This window comes from Micromonospora sp. AB353 (assembly GCF_049538395.1).
GTDB lineage: Bacteria > Actinomycetota > Actinomycetes > Mycobacteriales > Micromonosporaceae > Micromonospora > Micromonospora aurantiaca.
Genome location: NZ_JBMVFV010000059.1, coordinates 19,091 through 38,684 on the forward strand (window position 1 = coordinate 19,091; position 19,594 = coordinate 38,684).

At 73.7% G+C, this 19,594-nt stretch carries 18 protein-coding genes; 10 read left to right on the forward strand and 8 right to left on the reverse strand.

Going from position 1 to position 19,594, the window contains the following annotated elements:
- The first annotated feature begins 15 nt into the window (after positions 1–15).
- The 3 genes from ACPCK6_RS21635 (at position 16) to ACPCK6_RS21645 (ending at position 5,818) form a co-directional block, all read left to right on the forward strand.
- Positions 16–3,720: a reprolysin-like metallopeptidase gene (locus ACPCK6_RS21635; RefSeq protein WP_423482042.1), complete on the forward strand. Its 3,705-nt coding sequence runs from the start codon at positions 16–18 to the stop codon at positions 3,718–3,720.
- Between the two features lie 85 nt (positions 3,721–3,805).
- The gene (locus tag ACPCK6_RS21640; RefSeq protein WP_423482043.1) at positions 3,806–4,444 is read left to right on the forward strand and encodes an acVLRF1 family peptidyl-tRNA hydrolase; all 639 of its coding nucleotides are present in this window, start codon (positions 3,806–3,808) and stop codon (positions 4,442–4,444) included.
- Between the two features lie 162 nt (positions 4,445–4,606).
- Positions 4,607–5,818: an RCC1 domain-containing protein gene (locus tag ACPCK6_RS21645; RefSeq protein WP_423482044.1), complete on the forward strand. Its 1,212-nt coding sequence runs from the start codon at positions 4,607–4,609 to the stop codon at positions 5,816–5,818.
- Between the two features lie 70 nt (positions 5,819–5,888).
- Here ACPCK6_RS21645 and ypfJ read toward each other — a convergent pair whose 3' ends face one another.
- Positions 5,889–6,803, reverse strand: coding sequence for a KPN_02809 family neutral zinc metallopeptidase (gene ypfJ / locus ACPCK6_RS21650; protein ID WP_396882944.1), 915 nt, complete (start codon positions 6,801–6,803; stop codon positions 5,889–5,891).
- Between the two features lie 246 nt (positions 6,804–7,049).
- Here ypfJ and ACPCK6_RS21655 point away from each other — a divergent pair, with 246 nt between their 5' ends.
- On the forward strand, positions 7,050–8,657 hold the full coding sequence (locus ACPCK6_RS21655; RefSeq protein WP_043329650.1) for an ABC-F family ATP-binding cassette domain-containing protein: 1,608 nt from the start codon (positions 7,050–7,052) through the stop codon (positions 8,655–8,657).
- Positions 8,658–8,672: 15 nt separating this feature from the next.
- On the opposite strand, the gene ACPCK6_RS21660 is transcribed toward ACPCK6_RS21655, so the two are convergent.
- Positions 8,673–8,831, reverse strand: coding sequence for a hypothetical protein (locus ACPCK6_RS21660; RefSeq protein WP_423482045.1), 159 nt, complete (start codon positions 8,829–8,831; stop codon positions 8,673–8,675).
- Between the two features lie 328 nt (positions 8,832–9,159).
- On the opposite strand from ACPCK6_RS21660, the gene ACPCK6_RS21665 reads away from it, so the two are divergent.
- From ACPCK6_RS21665 to ACPCK6_RS21675, 3 genes are all read left to right on the forward strand, one after another.
- The gene (locus ACPCK6_RS21665; RefSeq protein WP_007072022.1) at positions 9,160–9,387 is read left to right on the forward strand and encodes a helix-turn-helix domain-containing protein; all 228 of its coding nucleotides are present in this window, start codon (positions 9,160–9,162) and stop codon (positions 9,385–9,387) included.
- Between the two features lie 43 nt (positions 9,388–9,430).
- Positions 9,431–10,198 carry an enoyl-CoA hydratase/isomerase family protein gene (locus ACPCK6_RS21670; protein WP_423482046.1) on the forward strand — a complete coding sequence of 256 codons (768 nt, stop codon included), beginning with the start codon at positions 9,431–9,433 and terminating at the stop codon, positions 10,196–10,198.
- A 132-nt stretch (positions 10,199–10,330) separates the two neighbouring features.
- Positions 10,331–12,313: an ABC transporter ATP-binding protein gene (locus ACPCK6_RS21675; protein ID WP_396882945.1), complete on the forward strand. Its 1,983-nt coding sequence runs from the start codon at positions 10,331–10,333 to the stop codon at positions 12,311–12,313.
- Between the two features lie 54 nt (positions 12,314–12,367).
- Here the strand turns inward: ACPCK6_RS21675 and mug are convergent, their stop codons facing one another.
- From mug to ACPCK6_RS21705, 6 genes are all read right to left on the reverse strand, one after another.
- A complete protein-coding gene (gene mug, locus ACPCK6_RS21680) occupies positions 12,368–12,988 on the reverse strand; it encodes a G/U mismatch-specific DNA glycosylase (RefSeq protein WP_396882842.1) in 621 nt (206 codons plus the stop codon).
- Between the two features lie 133 nt (positions 12,989–13,121).
- Positions 13,122–13,883: an SDR family oxidoreductase gene (locus tag ACPCK6_RS21685; RefSeq protein ID WP_423482047.1), complete on the reverse strand. Its 762-nt coding sequence runs from the start codon at positions 13,881–13,883 to the stop codon at positions 13,122–13,124.
- Positions 13,884–13,914: 31 nt separating this feature from the next.
- A complete protein-coding gene (locus tag ACPCK6_RS21690) occupies positions 13,915–14,361 on the reverse strand; it encodes an SCO6045 C-terminal-like domain-containing protein (RefSeq protein WP_423482048.1) in 447 nt (148 codons plus the stop codon).
- On the reverse strand, positions 14,358–15,176 hold the full coding sequence (locus tag ACPCK6_RS21695) for an MbnB/TglH/ChrH family RiPP precursor modification enzyme (RefSeq protein ID WP_423482049.1): 819 nt from the start codon (positions 15,174–15,176) through the stop codon (positions 14,358–14,360). Before ACPCK6_RS21695 ends, ACPCK6_RS21690 begins: the two co-directional genes overlap by 4 nt.
- Positions 15,173–16,093, reverse strand: a complete 921-nt coding sequence (locus ACPCK6_RS21700) for a TIGR04222 domain-containing membrane protein (protein WP_423482050.1) — start codon at positions 16,091–16,093, stop codon at positions 15,173–15,175. The genes ACPCK6_RS21695 and ACPCK6_RS21700 overlap by 4 nt, the downstream gene beginning before the upstream one ends.
- A 104-nt stretch (positions 16,094–16,197) precedes the next feature.
- Positions 16,198–16,770, reverse strand: a complete 573-nt coding sequence (locus tag ACPCK6_RS21705; RefSeq protein WP_194803152.1) for a TetR/AcrR family transcriptional regulator — start codon at positions 16,768–16,770, stop codon at positions 16,198–16,200.
- A gap of 105 nt (positions 16,771–16,875) precedes the next feature.
- Here ACPCK6_RS21705 and ACPCK6_RS21710 point away from each other — a divergent pair, with 105 nt between their 5' ends.
- The 3 genes from ACPCK6_RS21710 to ACPCK6_RS21720 all read left to right on the forward strand — a co-directional run bounded on the left by ACPCK6_RS21710 (position 16,876) and on the right by ACPCK6_RS21720 (position 19,594).
- Complete coding sequence (locus ACPCK6_RS21710; RefSeq protein WP_423482051.1) at positions 16,876–17,721, forward strand: carbon-nitrogen hydrolase family protein; 846 nt, start codon at positions 16,876–16,878, stop codon at positions 17,719–17,721.
- 59 nt (positions 17,722–17,780) lie between these two features.
- On the forward strand, positions 17,781–18,425 hold the full coding sequence (locus ACPCK6_RS21715; RefSeq protein WP_120568947.1) for an HAD family hydrolase: 645 nt from the start codon (positions 17,781–17,783) through the stop codon (positions 18,423–18,425).
- Positions 18,426–18,664: 239 nt separating this feature from the next.
- Positions 18,665–19,594, forward strand: coding sequence for a serine protein kinase RIO (locus ACPCK6_RS21720; protein ID WP_396882849.1), 930 nt, complete (start codon positions 18,665–18,667; stop codon positions 19,592–19,594).

Here is a 19,594-nt window from a genome sequence, read left to right on the forward strand (position 1 = left end):
GAACCGGGAGAAGACTTGAGGATCACCCTGTGGCGCGCGCCGCGCGACCGGCAACCCGCCGGACGACCTCGGTGCGGACGGACCGCTGCCCTCCTCGTCGCCGCGCTGGCCGCGGCGACGCTTCCCGTTCTCGCGGCGCCCGCGCCCGCCTCCGCCGCGCCCGGCGTCCACGGACCGTGGCAGAAGGTGGACGGCAAACCGGCCGCCACGAAGGCGGGCCGCAAGGCCGCGATCAAGGCCAAGCGGCTGGCCGCGTACAAGCTGGACCGCGGCACCATGCAGGGCCTGCTGGACAAGGCGCCGGCGGAGAAGCGCGTGGCGGTGGCCCGGGTGGCGAAGCAGGTGGTGTCGCTGCCCGCTCCGGACGGCACGTTCCAGCGCTTCGAGCTGGTCGACTCGCCGGTCATGGAGGCCGGCCTGGCCGCGAGGCACCCGGAGATCACCACGTACGCCGGCAAGGGCCTGGACGACCCGGCGGCGACCATCCGCGCGGACCTCACCCCGCTCGGGTTCCACGCCTCGGTCCGCTCCGCCAAGGGCAACTGGTACATCGACCCGTACTACCAGCGCGACCAGAGCCTGTACGCGAGCTACTTCGCCCGCGACCTGGAGCACCCGGAGGGCGAGTTCGTCGAGCGTGCGGACGTCACGCAGGAGGCGCACGCGCTGGCCGAGGAGATCGCCGAGGCGGAGGTGCCGGCCGGGCCGCTGGTGAAGCTGCGCACCTACCGGGTGGCGCTGGTGACCGACCCGTCGTACGCCACCTACTTCGGCGCGGAGAACGTCACCGCCGCGAAGGTGACGCTGATGAACCGGGTCACCCAGATCTACGAGGACGAGACCGCGATCCGCCTCGTCCTGATCAACGACACCGACAAGACCAACCTGAACACGCCGGCCCTGGCCACCGAGCCGAACGGCCCGTGCGGCGCGGCGGCCTGCTTCACGCCGGCGCAGCTCACCTCCTGCGGCGGCGGCACGCTCAGCCGGAACCGGATCGTGCTCGGCCAGCTCGTCGGCGCGAGCAACTACGACGTGGGCCACGTCGGCCTGGGCGTCAACGGCGGTGGCGTGGCCAGCCTCGGCGTGATCGGCGGCAACGGCAAGGCGCAGGGCTGCACCGGCCTGCCGACACCGGTCGGCGACTTCTACGCGGTCGACTACGTCTCGCACGAGATGGGTCACCAGTTCGCCGGCAACCACACCTTCAACGGCACGCAGTACAACTGCTCGGGCGGCAACCGCAGCGCGGCCAACTCGTACGAGCCGGGCAGCGGTTCGTCGATCATGGCGTACGCGGGCATCTGCCAGCAGGACAACCTCCAGCCGCACAGCGACCCGTACTGGTCGCACCGCAGCTACACCGAGATCACCAACTACGTCACCTCGAACCGTCCGGCCATCAACGAGGTGCAGAACGTCTCGCTGTACGGGTTCGACGCCGACGGCGACTCGTTCACCGTCAGCTACGCGGGCGCCGACTCGGCGCCGATCGTGCGGGGCGTCAACTACACCACCGCCGGCATCAAGGCCGCCGTCGAGGGCATCGCCGGCTGGCCGGCCGGCGCGACGGTCACGGTGGCCGCGTTCGGTGGCAGCGGCGCGCTCAACGACAACGGCTTCCAGGTGACCTTCGGCGGCACGCTGGCGACCACGAACGTGGCGTCGCTGGAGCTGACGAACGCCGCCGGCGTCTCCGGCTTCGTCGGCGAGACGGCAAAGGGCGGCGCCATCGACAACGGCGGCTGGCTGGTCGAGGAGACCACCAACCACGCCCCGGTGGTCACCGTGCCGGACACCGTCACCATCCCGGTGCGGACGCCGTTCGCGCTGACCGGCAGCGCCACCGACGCCGACGGCGACACCGTCACGTACCTGTGGGAGCAGAACGACAGGGGCGCCACGACCGGTACGGCGCTGACGAACAACACGAAGGTCAACGGTCCGCTGTTCCGGGTTTTCGGCGAGGCGGCGATCGTGTCGCCGACGGACACGCTGAAGTACTACTCGCCGGGTCTGAACGCGGTCACCACCGACTCGACCCGGGTGTTCCCGGACATGCGGCAGATCCTCGCCGGCAACACCAACGCCGCCACCGGCGCCTGCCCGGAGGCCCCGGCGCCACCGGCCACCGGCGGCGCCTCGAACGTGCCGGCCGAGCTGGTCGACTGCTACTCCGAGTTCCTGCCCACCCGCGACTGGGTCGGCATCGCCGGTGACCGGACCCTGCACTTCAAGCTCACCGCCCGGGACGGGCGGCTGGGTGGCGGCGGCATCGGCAGCGGCGACGTCGCCGTGGTGCTGGCGCCGGACGCGGGTCCGTTCCTGGTGACCTCGCAGGACACCGCCGCCGTCCTGGACGGCGGCTCGACCCAGACCGTGACGTGGGACGTGGCCGGTACCGATGTGGCGCCGGTGAACGCCGCGCAGGTGAAGATCTCGCTGTCCGCGGACGGCGGGCTGACCTTCCCGTACGTGCTGGCGGAGCAGACCGCGAACACCGGCTCGGCGACGGTGACGCTGCCGAACGTGGCGACCGGGAAGGCCCGGATCAAGATCGAGGCGGTCGGGAACGTCTTCTTCGACGTCAACGACGCCGACTTCACCATCCGCTCCGTCCCGGTCGTCACCGACACCGCCCCGGACGGCGGCGTGCGTGTGCAGTACAGCGACGCGCTCTCGCCTGCCGTCACGGTGACCGCCACCGACGGCGACACCGCCGGCGCGGACCTGACCGCTGCGGCCACCGGGCTGCCCGCCGGCCTGTCCCTGGCCGTCGCGAGCACCTCCGCGGCCGACGCCCGCCCGGGTACGCGTACCTGGACGGTCGCCGGCACCACCACCGCGGCCCCGGGTGACTACCCGGTCACGGTGACCGTGTCCGACGGCTCCGGGCTGACCGGCGGCACCTCGTTCACCGTCACCGTCGCCGCCGAGGACGCGGCGGTCAGTTGGGCCGGTGACACGCTCGTGAACACCGCGACCGGTCGCACGTCCGGCCAGGCCCTGCTGCGGGCCGTGCTCCGGGACAGCTCGGTGCTGCCCGGCGCCACGGACACCACAGCGGGTGACATCCGGACCGCCACGGTCACCTTCACCGAGGACGGCGTGACGCTGTGCACCGCCGCGCCGGCCCTGCTCGGCACGGCCACCACCACCGCGTCCGCGGCGTGCACGGCCACCCTGCCGAAGGGCACGCACACCGTCACCGCGACCCTCGGCGGCACCTACACGGGCAGCACCACCGCCCAGGTGACTGTCGCCGTCCCCGACGGCGGGTTCCTCACCGGCGGTGGCGAGTTCACCGCCACCCGCTCAGCGGGTACCTACCCGGCCGACGTGAACTCCACAGTCGAGGTGGAGCTGAACGCGAAGCCGGGCAAGGCGAACAAGCCCGCCACTGGTAGGGCCGAGGTCGAGTTCCGCTCCGGCGGTAAGGCGTACACGATCAAGGCCGGCACGGTCGACGCGCTCGGCGTCACCTCGGCGGGCAAGGTCGCCCAGGTGCGCTACCAGGCCGCCCTGTACGACAACAGGGGCAGGCTGGTGGCCTCCGGGCTGACCCTGGCCGTGACGGTGACCGACCGGGGTGCCCCCGGTAGGAACGACACCGTCGGGGTCACGCTGTGGAAGGGCGGCGCCCTGCTGTTCTCGTCCGACTGGACGGGCGGCGCGACCGCCGAGGTGAAGCTGAAGGGCGGCAACCTCACCGTCCACTGATCCACGCGGTAGGCGCGGGAGGGCACCGGTCACGGTGTCCTCCCGCGTTGCGTTCCCGGGTCCGTCGATGGCGTACCGTCGGGCCATGAGCAGCCGACCCGCCGCGGGGGGTGGCCGGTGGGTCGAGGTCGACCCCGGCCGCGTCGCCCGCTGGGTCGAGGGCTTCACCGACCGGCACGGCCCGCCGACCACGACCGTGCACGAGTACGGGCTCCTGCTCACCGCCCCGGACGGCGCCACCGCCGAACTGCACAGACCACCCGGGACGAGCGCGTCGGCGGACGTACCCGGATTCGTCGCCTCGGCCACGGCGGCCCGCCGGCTGGGCCTGCTGCTGGCCCGCAAGGGCGCTGTCGCGGTCGGCGTCGCCGACGGCACCGACCTGGTGGTCTCCAAGGTGGACACCCGGTACGTGCAGGGGCGTACCGCGGCGGGCGGCTGGTCCCAGCAGCGGTTCGCCAGGCGGCGCGACAACCAGGCGAAGGCCGCCCTGGGCGACGCGGCCGAGCTGGCCGTACGTCTGCTGTTGCCGGAGGCCGGCACGCTGGCGGCGCTGGTGTGCGGCGGCGACCGGCGCGCGGTGGACACGGTCCTGGCCGACCGGCGGCTGGCCCCGCTCGCGGCGCTGCGCGCGCCGCGCCTGCTCGACGTGCCGGAACCCCGGCACGCGGTGCTGGTGGCCGCAGTCGCCGCCGCCCGGGCGGTCCACATCCTGGTCCGCTGAACAGGAAAGATCACCTCAAGACGACTCAATCCCGCTTCTCGAAGGTGCATCGAATCGACTCGATGCCTATCGTCGGTGTCACGAAGCCGGGTCTCCGGGCGACCCGCAGGGCAGCTTCGCCTCCGCCATCACGTGCCGACATCGTTGGGAGAGAACACCTTCATGAGCGGATATCAGGACGGCCGGCTGCGGGCCCGGTGGCGCCGTGCGACGAGGCTCCTCGTCGCGGCGGCGGCGATGAGCGTCGGAAGCCTCGTGCTCACCGCCGCGCTGACGGCCGGTACGGCGAACGCGAGCCCGGTGCAGCGCGCCGCGCTCGCCGCGCCCACAGTCACCAGCGTCACCGCGGGCGGCGCGCACACGTGCGCGATCAGCACCGACGGGGGACTGTGGTGCTGGGGCTCGAACTACGGCGGCCAGCTCGGCGACGGGACCACCACGAACCGTGGCACCCCGGCCCGGGTCGGCACCGCCACCTGGACGAACGCCGACGCCGGCACCGGGCACACCTGCGCGGTCCGCACCGACGGGACGCTGTGGTGCTGGGGCTCGAACTTCCGGGGCCAGCTCGGCGACGGGAGCACCACCAGCCGCAGCACCCCGGTGCAGGTCGGCACCGCGACCACCTGGGCCCGGGTCGACGCCGGCCCGCAGCACACCTGCGCGATCCGCACCGACGGCACGCTCTGGTGCTGGGGCTTCAACCGGACCACGCAGCTCGGCGTCGGCGCATCGCCGTACGTCGCGAACACCCCGTTGCAGGTCGGCACGGCCACCGACTGGGTGAGCGTCTCGACCGGCTACGGGCACACCTGCGGGATCCGGACCGGCGGCGCGCTCTGGTGCTGGGGGTCCAGCTCGGACGGCCAGCTCGGGCTCGGCAACCTGACGCCCCAGACCGCTCCCGCGCAGGTCGGCACCGCGACCGGGTGGACCGGCGTCGCGACCGGGTACGCGCACACCTGCGGGGTCCGCTCCGGCGCGCTGTGGTGCTGGGGGGAGAACGGGTACGGGCAGCTCGGCGTGAGCGGCACCTACCGGACCGCGCCGGTGCAGATCGGCACGGCCACCACGTGGAGCCGGATCGCCGCCAGCAGCGACACGTCCTGCGCGTCGCGTACCGACGGCAGCCTGTGGTGCTGGGGCAAGAACTCGGCCGGCCAGGTGGGCGACGGCAGCACCACCCACCGGACCGCGCCCGTCCAGGCCGGTACGGCCACCACCTGGACCGGCGGCCTCGCGGTCACCGACCACGGCTGCGGCATCCGTACCGACGGCGGTCTGTGGTGCTGGGGTGACAACAGCGGTGGTCAGCTCGGCGACGGCACCACAGTCAACCGGTCCACGCCGGGTCAGGTGACACTGCCGGCCTGACCGGCCCCGGAAACGACATCGGCCCGCACCGCCGACCAGGTCGGCGGTGCGGGCCGGTGCACCGAGCGGATCAGGCCCCGGAACCGAAGGTGTCGCAGGACTTCGGGTCACCGGTGGTGAAGCCCTTGGTGAACCACTGCTTGCGCTGCTCCGAGCTGCCGTGGGTGAACTCGTCCGGGTTCACCGGCCGGCCGGACCGCTGCTGGATCGCGTCGTCGCCGATCTTCTCGGCGGTGTCGATGGCCTGCGAGATGTCCTGCTCGGTGATGCTGGTGAAGATCTTCTGGCCCTTGTCGTCGGCCGTGCCGGTGGCGTTCTTCGCCCACGCCCCGGCGTAGCAGTCGGCCTGCAGCTCCAGCTTCACCGAGAGCGCGTTCGCGCTCTGCGGGTCGCGCTGCTGCTGGCGGCGCATCTGCGCCTCGGTGCCGAGCAGGTCCTGCACGTGGTGGCCGTACTCGTGGGCCAGCACGTACGGCTGGGCGAACTCGCCCTCGGCGCCGAGCTGGTCGGCGAGCAGCTTGTAGAAGGTGAGGTCGATGTAGACCAGGTCGTCGGCCGGGCAGTAGAACGGGCCCACGCCCGAGTCGGCGGCGCCGCAGGCGGTGCTCACGTTCTGGCTGAAGAACACCGTCTTCGACGGCCGGTACTGCTCGCCGAACGCCTCCGGCATGGCGGTACGCCAGTACGCCTGGATCGAGTTGACGTAGAGCGCGTTGCGGCAGTCCAGCTGCTTCAGCGCGTCCTGCGCCGAGCACTTCTGCTCCAGCGAGGTGTTGTCGCCCTGCTCGTCACCGCCGCCGTTGGTGGCGGCGTTGAGGCCGAACCCGCCGCCCACCAGGGCGACGAGTACGGCGATGATGATGCCCACGATCCCGCCGCGGCCGCCGCCGATCGGGATCGGAATGCCCATCCCGCCGCCTCCGCCGGACCCTCGCCGGTCGTCCACCTGGCTGGTGTCGACCCGCGCGTTCTCGTTCAGCTCCATGTTGACCCCGATCACCGATGTGTCCGTATGTGGTGGTTGCGGTACCGGACCGGGTCCGGACGGCGGTCTCCGTACCCGATGATCTTGCACGGTAATCCGGCGGAGAGGGCCCGCGGGGCCCGGTACACTTGCCCCCGTGCTGCGCTGCGAAGGCTGAACCGCCCCGCGCCGACGGGAAATTCCACCCGCCGGCGCTTTCGCGTGCCCTGAGTCAGCCCTTCCGGACCCGAGAGCGAGTACTCCGAGATGATCACTGCCACCGGCCTGGAACTGCGTGCCGGTTCCCGGATCCTGCTGTCCGACACCACCCTGCGGGTGCAGCCGGGCGACCGGATCGGCCTGGTCGGCCGCAACGGCGCCGGCAAGACCACCACGCTCAAGGTGCTCGCCGGGGAGGGGCAGCCGTACGGCGGCCAGATCGATCGGCGCAGCGCCATCGGCTACCTGCCGCAGGACCCGCGCACCGGCGACCTGGACGTCACCGGCCGGGACCGGGTGCTCTCCGCCCGCGGGCTGGACGTGCTCATGGCGCAGATGAAGGAGCTGGAGAACAAGCTCGCCGAGGGCGCCGACGACGAGCGGCTGGTGCGCCGCTACGGCGCGCTGGAGGACCAGTTCGCCTCGCTCGGCGGCTACGCGGCCGAGGCCGAGGCGGCCCGGATCTGCGCCAACCTCGGCCTGCCCGACCGGGCCCTGGCGCAGACCATCGGCACGCTCTCCGGCGGTCAGCGCCGCCGCATCGAGCTGGCCCGGATCCTGTTCCGCGACGCCGGCGAGAACGGCGGCGGCATCCTGCTGCTCGACGAGCCCACGAACCACCTCGACGCCGACTCGATCACCTGGCTGCGCGGCTTCCTCGCCAACCACAAGGGCGGCCTGATCGTGATCTCCCACGACGCCTCGCTGCTGGAGGCGGTGGTCAACAAGGTCTGGTTCCTGGACGCCACCCGGTCCGTCGTCGACACGTACAACCTGGGCTGGAAGGCGTACCTGGAGGCCCGCGAGACCGACGAGCGGCGCCGCCGCCGGGAGCGCGCGAACGCCGAGAAGAAGGCCGGCGCGCTGATGGCGCAGGCGGACAAGATGCGGGCCAAGGCCACCAAGACCGTCGCCGCGCAGAACATGGCCCGGCGCGCCGAGCGCCTGCTCTCCGGCCTCGACGAGGTCCGCGTCGCGGACAAGGTGGCGAAGGTACGGTTCCCGAGCCCCGCGCCGTGCGGCAAGACGCCGCTGACCGCGACCGGCCTGTCCAAGTCGTACGGGTCGCTGGAGATCTTCACCGACGTGAACGTGGCGGTGGACCGGGGTTCCCGGGTGGCCATCCTCGGCCTCAACGGCGCCGGCAAGACCACGCTGCTGCGGATGCTCGGCGGGCTGCTGGAGCCGGACACCGGCGAGGTACGCCCCGGGCACGGGCTGCGGCTGGGCTACTACGCGCAGGAGCACGAGACGCTCGACGTGGACCGGACGATCCTGGAGCACATGCGCAGCGCCGCGTCCGACCAGACCGACACCGACCTGCGCAAGATCCTCGGCGCGTTCCTGTTCTCCGGCGAGGACGTGGACAAGCCGGCCGGTGTGCTCTCCGGCGGCGAGAAGACCCGGCTGGCGCTGGCCACGCTGGTCTGCTCCGGCGCCAACGTGCTGCTGCTGGACGAGCCGACGAACAACCTCGACCCGGTCAGCCGCGAGCAGGTGCTCGACGCGATCGCCCGCTACCCGGGCGCGATCGTGCTGGTCACGCACGACCCGGGTGCGGTCACCGCGCTCAAGCCGGACCGCGCCATCCTGCTCCCGGACGGCGACGAGGACGCCTGGTCCGACGACCTGCTGGAGCTGGTGGAGCTGGCCTGACCCCGCCCTCGCTCTTCACCCGCGCCATCCCTGTTGACCATGAACTTGGCGGCACTTCTGGAGCGCGCGTATGCCGAGCGCGATCGGCAGCAGGCCGAGCAGGCCGGGCCACGGGTCCGGCACCACGAGCAGCCCGGCGGCGGCCACCACCGCGGCCGTGATCACGTCGAACACCCCGCGCACGATGCGGCCCGCCGCACCGGCAATCGCATGATCCACACCAGTTCGCCGAAGTGGAGGTGTCCGGAGCACGGTGATGCAGCCACTTCGGGGAAGTGGTGTCGATCATGCGGGAGGATGCCGCCACTTCGCCGAACTGCCGCGTGCAGGCTCGCCGGCGGGCGGTACGGATCAGCCGGCCGGAAGGATCACTCTATCGGGAAGCTGACATTGCGTAGCGTGTCGGTTGGCGAATAGTTGATATCTGGCGCATGATCGTCCGAGGCGGTCTAATAGGTGGGACCGTATCCGAACCGCACAGTCTGGGACGTGAGGAATCAGCATGGCAGCCACCGGCACAGCCACCAGCACTGAGAAGGGTCGCCGGATCGTCGGGGCCGAGCGTCAGACGCTCGCCAAAGACCTGGTAAAGCGGTACACCGGCGGAGAGAGCATCCGTGCTCTGGCGGCCTCGACCGGCCGTTCCTACGGGTTCATCCACCGGGTGCTCACCGAGTCCGGGGTGCAGTTGCGGCAGCGCGGCGGCGCCCGGCGCCGGAAGAAGGCGTGACCCGCCCCCCAGCGTCGTCCATCAGCGCGTTCCGGGGCGTCCGGTGACCGCCGAGACGACCGGAGTGCGCTTCGACTGCGACGGGCCGGTAGCGACGGTGACGTTGTGCCGGCCCGACGTACTCAACGCCCAGACCCCGGCGATGTGGCGCGCCATGAGCGACTTCTCCCGGAACCTGCCCGGCGACGTGCGCGTCGTCGTCGTACGCGGAGAGGGGCGCGCCTTCTCCGCGGGCCTGGACCTGGCGGTCGCCGGTGCGACCGGGCCGGGCTCCTTCGCCGAGCTGGCCGCGATGCCGGAGGCGGAGTGTGCCGACCGGATCGCCGGGTACCAGGGCGGTTTCACCTGGCTGCACCGGCCGGACGTGGTGTCCATCGCCGCGGTGCAGGGCCACGCCATCGGCGCCGGCTTCCAGCTCGCGCTGGCCTGCGACATGCGGGTGCTCGCCGCCGACGCGAAGCTCTCGATGGCCGAGGTGACCCTCGGCCTGGTTCCCGACCTGGCCGGCACGCGCCGCCTGGTCGAGCTGGTCGGCTACTCCCGGGCGCTGGAGATCTGCGCCACCGGCCGGCGGATGGACGCCGCCGAGGCGGACCGGATCGGCCTGGCCACGCTCGTGGTGCCGAACGACGAGCTGGACGGCGCCGTGCGTGATCTCTCCGCCGGGCTGCTCGCCAACAACCGGGATGCGATCATCGAGATCAAGGCGCTGCTCGCGGGCGCGGCCGACCGTTCGCACGCCGAGCAGCAGCGCGCCGAGCGGGAGGCGCAGACCCGGCGGATCCGGGATCTGGCCGGGCGGGGCGAATAGCCGGTACGGCGATTTCGTAAGGACCGTTCGGGAAGATCTGGGTTACTCGCGAGGTTGTCACAGGCGTCGGGAGAATGGACTCCGACGGTTCATGCTGCCCCGACGACCCGGAGGTGACGAGTGTCCCACCCGATGGCCGGCGGCGGCATGGGCGGCTGGAGCATGCTCCGGTCGCTGCGCAACCGCGACGAGGTCTCCGCCCACGAGCTCAAGCGCGGCACCGCCCGGCGGATCGTCGCGTTCGCCCAGCCCTACCGGCGCGACATCGTCGTCTTCCTGATCACCGTGATCATCGCCGCGGTGATCGGCGTGGCCACGCCGCTGCTCGCCGGCGACGTCATCGACGCGATCGCCGGCGGCGGCGCGGACGCCCGCTCGACTGTCGTCCGGCTCGCCCTGATCATCGCCGCGCTCGCCGTGGCCGACGCGCTGTTCTCCCTGGTCCAGCGGTGGTACTCGGCCCGCATCGGCGAGGGCATCATCCTCGACCTGCGCACCCGGGTGTACGACCACGTCCAGCGGATGCCGCTGCAGTTCTTCACCCGTACCCAGACCGGCGCCCTGGTCAGCCGGCTCAACAACGACGTGCTCGGCGCCCAGCGGGCGTTCACCTCGACGCTGTCCGGCGTGGTCAGCAACGTCATCCAGCTCGTGCTCACCGCCGGGGCGATGCTCGTGCTGTCCTGGCAGATCACCGTGCTGGCGCTGGTGCTGCTGCCGATCTTCATCATCCCGGCCCGCCGGGTCGGCCGGCGCCTGGCCGAGATCACCCGCGAGTCGTACAACCTCGACGCCAAGATGAACGCCACGATGACCGAGCGCTTCGGCGTGGCCGGCGCGCTCCTGGTCAAGCTGTTCGGCGCGCCGGAGGTGGAGGCCGACCGGTTCGCCCGCCGGGCCGAGCGGGTACGCGACATCGGCATCCAGTCCGCGATGTACTCGCGGACGTTCTTCGTCGCGATGCTGCTCGTCGCGTCGCTGGCCCAGGCGCTGACGTACGGCGTCGGTGGCTGGCTGGCGGTCACCGGTGCGGTCAGCGCCGGCACCGTGGTCAAGCTGGCGCTGCTGCTGACCCGCCTCTACGGCCCGCTGACCGCGCTGTCCAACGTCCGGGTCGACGTGATGAGCGCGCTCGTCTCCTTCGACCGGGTCTTCGAGGTGCTCGACCTGCGCCCGTCCATCGCCGAGAAGCCCGACGCGGTGCCGGTGCCGCGTGGCAACGGCCGGGTCGAGTTCCGCGACGTGCGCTTCCGCTACCCGAGCGCCGCCGAGGTGTCACTGGCCTCCCTGGAGGAGGTCTCGACCCTCGACCGCACGGTGAACGAGCCGGTGCTGCGGGGCGTGTCGTTCGCCGTCGAGCCGGGTCAGATGGTGGCCCTGGTCGGTCCCTCCGGCGCCGGCAAGTCGACGCTGTCCATGCTGATCTCCCGGATCTACGACGTCAGCGACGGCCAGGTGCTGGTCGGCGGCGTCGACGTACGGGACGCGACGCTCGCCTCCCTGCGCGACGAGATCGGCGTGGTCACCCAGGACTCGCACCTGTTCCACGAGACGATCCGGGAGAACCTGCGCTACGCCAAGCCCGACGCCACCGACGACGAGATCTGGGCGGCGCTGGCCGGCGCGCAGGTCGCCGACCTGGTCCGGGCACTGCCGGACGGGCTCGACACGACTGTCGGCGAGCGCGGCTACCGCTTCTCCGGCGGCGAGAAGCAGCGCATCGCCATCGCGCGGCTGCTGCTCAAGGCCCCGTCGATCGTGATCCTCGACGAGGCCACCGCCCACCTGGACTCGGAGAGCGAGGCAGCGGTGCAGCGGGCGTTGTCGGTGGCGCTGACCGGGCGTACCGCGCTGGTCATCGCGCACCGGCTCTCCACAGTGCGCGACGCCGACCAGATCCTCGTGCTCGACGAGGGACGGATCGTGGAGCGCGGCCGGCACGACGAGCTGGTGGCGGTCGGCGGCCTGTACGCCGAGCTGTACCGCACCCAGTTCGCGGTCACCGACTCGCCCGCGCCCCCCGCCGAGGCCGAGCAGCCCGAGCCGGTGGTGACCACCGTGCCGATGGGCACCTACGTCGCCCACGAGGCCATGCCCCCGGCCACCGCCAACTAACGGCCCGGCCGGCCGGGCCACCGACGGCCCCGCCGGCACCGGACGGCCGAAGCCCTAACCTGCGGCGACCGCGACGCGCAGCTCGGCGAACGCGGCGCCGAGCGTCTCCGGCGTGAAGTGGGCGTTCAGGCCGCTCGGGTTGGGCAGCACCCACAGCCGGGCCGCCGCGAGCGTCTCCGGCTGCGGCCCGAAACCGGCCTTCGGCCGGGCGAACCCGATCCGGTACGCGGTCACCCCGACCACCGCCACCCAGCGCGGCCGGTAGTGCTCGACCTTCGTGGTGAGCGTGGCGGCGCCGTCGACCAGTTCGCCGGCGGTGAGTTCGTCGGCGCGGGCGCTGGCCCGGGCCACCATGTTGGTGATGCCGAGGCCCAGTGCCGGGAGCGTGTCCTGTTCGCTGGGGTGCAGGAGGCGCGGCGTGAAGCCGCCCCGGTGCAGGGCGGGCCAGAACCGGTTGCCCGGGCGGGCGAAGTGCCAGCCGGTGGCCGCCGACCACAGGCCGGGGTTGATGCCGACGAACAGCACGTCCAGGCCGGGCGCGATCACGTCGGGCAGCAGCCGGTCGGCCGCCGCGGCGAGCTGCTCGCGGCTGGGCCGGGGATGGCGGCGGGCGGGCGTGCCCGGTCCGGGCGCGGCCTCGGGCCGCCCACCGCCCGGCCGCCGTCGATCGCTCACCGGCCCACCGTCCCGGGTGACCGGCCCGCCGCGGGCGCGGCCACCCGCACCCGGCCGGCCGCCGCGGAAAGCCCGCCCACCGCCGTGGAAAGCCCGCCCACCGCCGCGGGAAGCCCGGCCGTCGCGCCCACCGTCACAGCCCGCGCAGCGCGCCGCCGTCGACCGGAACGGTGATCCCGGTGACGTACCCGGCGGCGGGGGAGAGCAGGAACGCGGCCACCCTGCCGAACTCCGCCGGGTCGCCGATGCGCCCGAGCGGGATCGCCGCCTCTGCCTGCGCGCGAGCCCGCTCGGGGTCGCCGGAACCGGCAAGCAGCTCCCGGTTGCGGTCGGTCATGATCCGTCCCGGCAGCAGGCTGACCACGCGGACGCCGTGCGGGCCGAACTCGTCGGCCATGTCCTTCGCGACGCCGGCCAGGCCCGGCCGCAGCCCGTTGGAGATGCCGAGGCCGGGCAGCGGTCCGCGTACCGAGGTGGACAGCACCAGCCCGATCGCGCCGCCGTCGGTGAGTGCCCCGGCCACCGTGCGGGCGAGCCGGACGCTGCCCAGGAAGACCGTCTCGAACGACTCGCGCCACTGCTCGTCGGTGACGGTGGCGGCGGTGCCGGGCGGTGGGCCGCCGACCGAGATCAGCGCGCCGTCGAGGCGGCCGAAGTGTTCGCGGGCGGCGGCGACGAGCCGCTCCGGGGTGGCGGGGTCGGCGAGGTCGGCGGTCAGCCCGATCGCCCGCTGCGGGTCACCGAGCGCCTCGACCGCGGCGGCCACCCGTTCCGGGGTACGCGCGGAGATGACGACCCGGGCGCCGTCGGCGACGAGGTGTTCGGCGGTGGCGAAGCCGAGGCCGCCGGAGGCGCCGGTGAGCACGTACACCCGGTCGGCGAGTCCGAGATCCATGCACCGATCCTGCCGTACCGGCGGGTGCCTGTCAGCGCGGGGCGGGCCGCACCAGGCGTACCCGGCCGGCGACCTGAACCGCGACGGCGCCGCCGGTCCGGGCGAGGGCCGGCAGCCGGCGTGGCCGGGGCGGGCGCTGGCCGTCGTAGCGGCTCGCGGCCTCCCGCGCGGCCAGCTCGTCCGCGCCCAGGGGCGGCAGCGCGTCCCGGTCGAGCAGGTCGCGGGCGAGATCCCAGCCGTCGCGCAGCGACCCGTTCGTGGGCCGGCCGTCGGCCCACGTGGTGAACGCGGCCGGCCAGTCCGGTCCGAGGCCGGCGGCGAGCAGCGGCCAGTGCCGGGCCACGTCCCCGGCCCGTTTGCGCAGCAGCGCCCGTCGGGCCGCCTCGACCGGGGCCGGGGCGAAGCCGGGCGGCAGCGGTCCACCGGCGACGAGCGCCGCGACCAGTTCGGCCTGCCGGGCGGCCAGGTCGCCGCTCACGTGACCACCGGGTGGCCGGACGCGGCGGCCAGCGCGTCCAGCTCGCCGCGCAGCTCGGCGGCGGGCGGGTAGTGCCCGTCGCGTTCCAGCAGCAGCGCGGGCGGGCGGCGCCTGGTGCACAGTTCGCGGACCAGGTCCAGCACGGCCTCGGGCACCGGATCGGTGTGCGTGTCGTGGTAGAAGCCGCCGTGCTCGGCGCCGCCCGCGACGTGCACGTAGGCGATGCGTTCCAGCGGCAGCCGGTCCAGCAGCGCGGCCGGCTCGCCGCCCCGGTTGCGGGCGTTGGCGTGCACGTTCGCCACGTCGAGCAGCAGCAGCGCGCCGGTGGCGTCGAGGATCTCGGTGAGGAAGTCCGCCTCGTCCAGTTCGTCGTCCGGCCAGTCGAACAGCGCCGCGATCGGCTCCAGGGCCAGCGGCACCGGCAGCTCCGCCTGCGTCCGCCGGACGTTCGCCACCACCGCCGCGACCGCCTCGCGGCTGCGCGGCAGGGGCAGCAGGTGACCGGCCTCCAGGCCGCCGGCCCGCACGAACGCGATGTGCTCGCTCACCAGCGGCGCGTCCAGGGCCGCGGCCACCCCGGCCAGGTGCGCCACCCGGGCCGGATCGACCGGTTCCGCGCCGCCGAGGGACAGCCGCACCCCGTGGGGTACGACGTCGACGCCGCGTCCGCGCAGGTCGGTGAGCCCGTCCGGGAGCGGCCCGGCCGGTGCGATCGCCTCCGCGACCACCTCGACGAAGCGCAGTCCCGGTAGCCCGGCGACGAAGCCGGCGATCTCGGGGCGCCAGCCGATGCCGACGCCGGACGGGCCGCTCATCCGCCGCACCCGCCGCCCCCGCCGCAGCCACCACCCCCGCCGCACGAGCTGCCGCCGCCGCACGAGGAGGTGCCACCGGCGGTCGCCCCGCCGCCGCAGGAGGTGCCGCTGCTCGCGCCGCCCGTGTTGCCCAGCGCCTGCCGCTGGATCTCGGCCTGCTCCGCGAAGCCCGGGTCCATGGTCCAGAGCGTGGCGGTACCGAACAGCGCCACGCCCAGCGCCACGTCCGTCGCGCCGTACGTGGAGTACGCGGGCCTGGCGTCCGGCCGCAGCCAGGCGTGCCGGCGGCGCATGTCGTTCAGCGCGGCGGTGGCCGCCCGGGTACGCCACGGCACGCGGTTGAGCAGCACGAACGCGAGGCCGAGCGGGAACAGGCTGAGCAGCAGCCAGCCGGTGGGCCGGTCGTTGAGGAGCCCGGAGACCGCGCGCACGATGCCGATCGCCAGCAGGGCTCCGATCAGCAGCGCGCCGCGTCGCAGCGTCCGGCGTCGCTCCTGGTCCAGGGCCAGGCCCCGGCGTACCAGGCCGTCGCGCAGCTCGTCGAGCGCGCGCCGCACCCACTCGTCGGTGGCCAGGTCCCGGGTTCGCAGGCCGCGGCTCGCCGCGTGGTGGACCGCCTGGTCCAGCGGCGTGGCGCCGGCCGGCAGCGGACCGCCGGTGGTGAGCCGCCGGTCCGGCCGGACGCCTACCGCGCCCGCGTGGCGCAGCCCGCCCAGCGCGGCCCAGACGGCGAGCTGGTCGCCGCCGTTGAGGTAGGCGACCTGCTGCGGCCCCAGTCCGCCGTGGACGGCCACCGGCGTGCCCGCCAGCATGCGCCACCGGTACACGATCGCACCGATGACCAGGACGACGGCGAGCAGGAGGTACCAGCGCAGGAATACGGGGCCGGGGATGCCCCAGGTGTCGGTGGGGATCATCGTCTGCTCCTGTCGCGAGGAGGGGTCGCGGCTCATTGTGGAGCAGGCGCGCCAGAGTCGATCTCCTGGAGGGGCGTAGTTACCGGACCGAGACCGGCGCCGGTTCAGTGCCGGCGGACGGCCTCCTCGACCAGGTCGAGCACCCGGGCCAGGTCGCCGGCCGGGCGGCCCATCGCCAGGTGCAGCACCAGCCCGTCGTAGGCCAGCTCCAGGAACTGGGCGAGCACGTCGATCGGCACGTCGTCGCGGAGGACGCCTGCTTCGCGCTGGCGCAGCAGGCGCTCCCGGGTCGCGGCGGCGATGGCCTCGGACCGTTCCGCCCAGCGCTTGGCGAAGGCGGGGTCGGTGCGTAGCCGGCGGGAGACCTCCAGCTGGCTGCCGAGCCAGCCGGTGGTGTCCGGCGAGACGGCCCGGGCCAGCAGGTCGCGCATGACCTGCACGAGGCCGTTGCGGGCGACCGTCTCCACCATCGCGGCGGCGTCGTCCTCGGCCACGGCGAGGAACAGGGAGTCCTTGTCCCGGAAATGGTGGAAGATCGCGCCCCGGGACAGGCCGGTGGCCTCCTCCAGCCGCCGTACGGTGGCGCCCTCGTATCCGTGCCGGGCGAAACACGCCCGCGCCGCCGCGAGGATCTCCTGCCGGCGCGCGTCGAGCTGGTCCTGACTTACTCTGGGCACGAACGGATCGTCGCAGGTGGAACCGGTCGATGCAAACCGTACGTACGGCTTGAGATGCGGCCGACGCTTGATCATCTGGCACCGCCCGGTGGTTACGATCGGCGGGTGACCGCCCTTCCCGCGCGCCCGCTCACCGTCGCCGCCGTCCAGGCCCAGCCCGTCCCCGGCGACGTCGCCGGCAACGCCCGCGCCGCCGCCCGCCTCGCCGGCCGGGCCGAGGGTGCCCGCGTCGTGGTGCTGCCCGAGCTGTTCCTGCCGGCGTACCACCCGCCGACGCTCGGCGCCGATCCGGAGGGCACGGACGTGGCAGCCGACGCCGGCGGCCGGGTGAGCGACGCCCGGCTGGACCCGCTGCGTTCCGCCGCCGCCGACGCGGGCGCAGCCGTGGTGATCGGCGCCGCCGTCCGCCACCCCGACCGGCGGCGCACCATCTCCTCGCTCGTCGTGGACCCGGCCGGCACGGTCACCGCCGCGTACGACAAGCAGCAGCTCTGGAGCGGCGAGCGGGAGCTGTTCGACGCCGGCCGCCGGGGTGCCACGCTCGAGGTCGACACGTGGCGGCTGGGACTGGGCGTCTGCTACGACGGCTGCTTCCCGGAGCACGCGCGGGCCGCCGCCCGCGACGGCGCGCACGGCTACCTCTGCCCGAGCGGCTACCTGGTCGGCTCGGCGCACCGCCGCGACCTCTACTACGCGGCCCGGGCGCTGGACAACACCATGTACGTGGTGTTCGCCAACGCGGTCGGCGGCGCCGATCCGTGGCGCTTCAACGGCGGCGCGGCGGTGTACGACCCGGAGGGCCGGCCGCTGGCCCGGGGCGCCGACACCGGCGAGGACGTGCTGGTGGCCACGCTGGACCCGGACGCGCTGGCCGCCACCCGCGCGGCGCACACCATGCTGCGGGACCGCCCGCTCGGCGCCGGGGCGGCTCGCGCCGTCCTCGTGGCCTGATCGCCGTGGCGGGGCCCTCGGCCCTGTCGGTGCTCCGGCCCGTCCCGTAGGGTGCCCAGGTGCCGTTGCTCCTGCTTGATCTGGACAACACCCTGCTGGACCGCGACGGGCCGTTCCGCGCCTGGGGAGAACGCTTCCTGGACGGCATCGGCGCGCCGCCGGCCGACCTCGACTGGTTGGTGTCCGTGGACGCGGACGGACTGACCAACAGGTGGGACGTGGCGGATGCGATCCGCGACCGGTACGCGCTGCGCATCCCCTCGATCGACCTGGTCGACGAGCTGCACGACGGCGTGGTGGCCCATATGCGGCTGGACCCGCTGGTGGCCTGCGCGCTGCGGATCGCCGCCGACGCGGGCTGGGTGCCGGTGGTGGTCACCAACGGCGCGTCCCGTCAACAGGACGCCAAGATTCGCAAGACCGGCCTGGACCGGTACGTCGCCGACTGGGTGATCTCCGAGGAGGCGGGCGTCAGCAAACCGAACCCGAGGATCTTCGCGCTCGCCGCCCAGCGGGCCCGGATGCCGCTGCGCGGCGCGTGGGTGGTCGGCGACAGCCCGGAGGCGGACATCGGCGGCGCGACGGCGGTGGGCCTGCCCAGCGTCTGGCTGCACCGGGGACGCCGCTGGTCCGATCCGAGGTTCGCGCCCACCCGGATCGAGGACGGGCTGATCGCCGCCGTCGCGGCCGTCCTGGCCGGCTGACGGCGCTCGGCGGCGCAGGCCGGCAGGCGGCACGGCGGCGCAGGCCGGCAGGCGGCGCGGCGGCCCAGCGGCGCACCGCGCGGAAAATCCATTGACCCGCTGCGGGCGGGGCACGAGCATGGTGCCGCGCGAGTGCGCAGCCGGGTGTACCCGGTCGAGGAGAGGGGGTCGGTCATGGCCGTTTTCGCAGGGTCGTACCACCTGCCTCCACCAGCCTCGATCGAAGGACAGATCCACCCGTGCGCGATCACGACATCCCGGCGCCGCAGCGCCGTGGCCGCGGCAAGAGCCGCTTCGACGACGACGAACCCGACTTCCTGAAGCGGGGGCGGCGTACCCCGCCGACCCTCACCGACCCGGACGCCGAGCCCGAGGCGGAGGACGCCTGGTCCTCCTGGGACCAGGCCGTCCACGGCCCCGAACCGCACCCGGAGTGGCTGGTCACCGAACTGGCCGCCCGGGACACCGAGCTCGGGGTGCTCAAGACCGGCAAGGAGGCGGACGTCCACCTGGTCCGCCGCGCCGTGCCGGGTACCGACCGCGGCTGCCTGCTGGCGGTCAAGCGCTACCGCGACGCCCAGCACCGGCTGTTCCACCGCGACGCCGGTTACCTGGAGGGCCGCCGGGTCCGCCGGTCCCGTGAGATGCGGGCGATGACCGGCCGCACCGCGTTCGGCCGGCAGATGATCGCCGGGCAGTGGGCGGCGGCCGAGTTCGCCGCGTTGTCCCAGCTCTGGGAGATCGGGGCCGCCTCCGGGCGGATCGCCGTGCCCTACCCGGTGCAGCTGCTCGGCACCGAGTTGATGCTGGAGTTCGTCGGCGACGCCGAGGCGGGGGAGGCCGCGCCGCGGCTGGCCCAGGCCCGGCCCGGCGACGACGAGTTGCGCGACCTGTGGGACCAGCTCGTGGAGGCCCTGACGGTGCTCGCCCGGGCCGGGTACGCACACGGCGACCTGTCGCCGTACAACCTGCTGGTGCACGCGGGCCGGCTGGTGATGATCGACCTGCCGCAGGTGGTCGACGTGGTGGCGAACCCGCAGGGGGCCGACTTCCTGGCCCGCGACGTGCGGGTGGTGGCCGCCTGGTTCACCGCCCGCGGGATGCCCGCGACGGTGACCGACCCGGTGGCGCTGACCGAGGCGCTGCTGCGGGAGGCGGGCGTCCGCTGA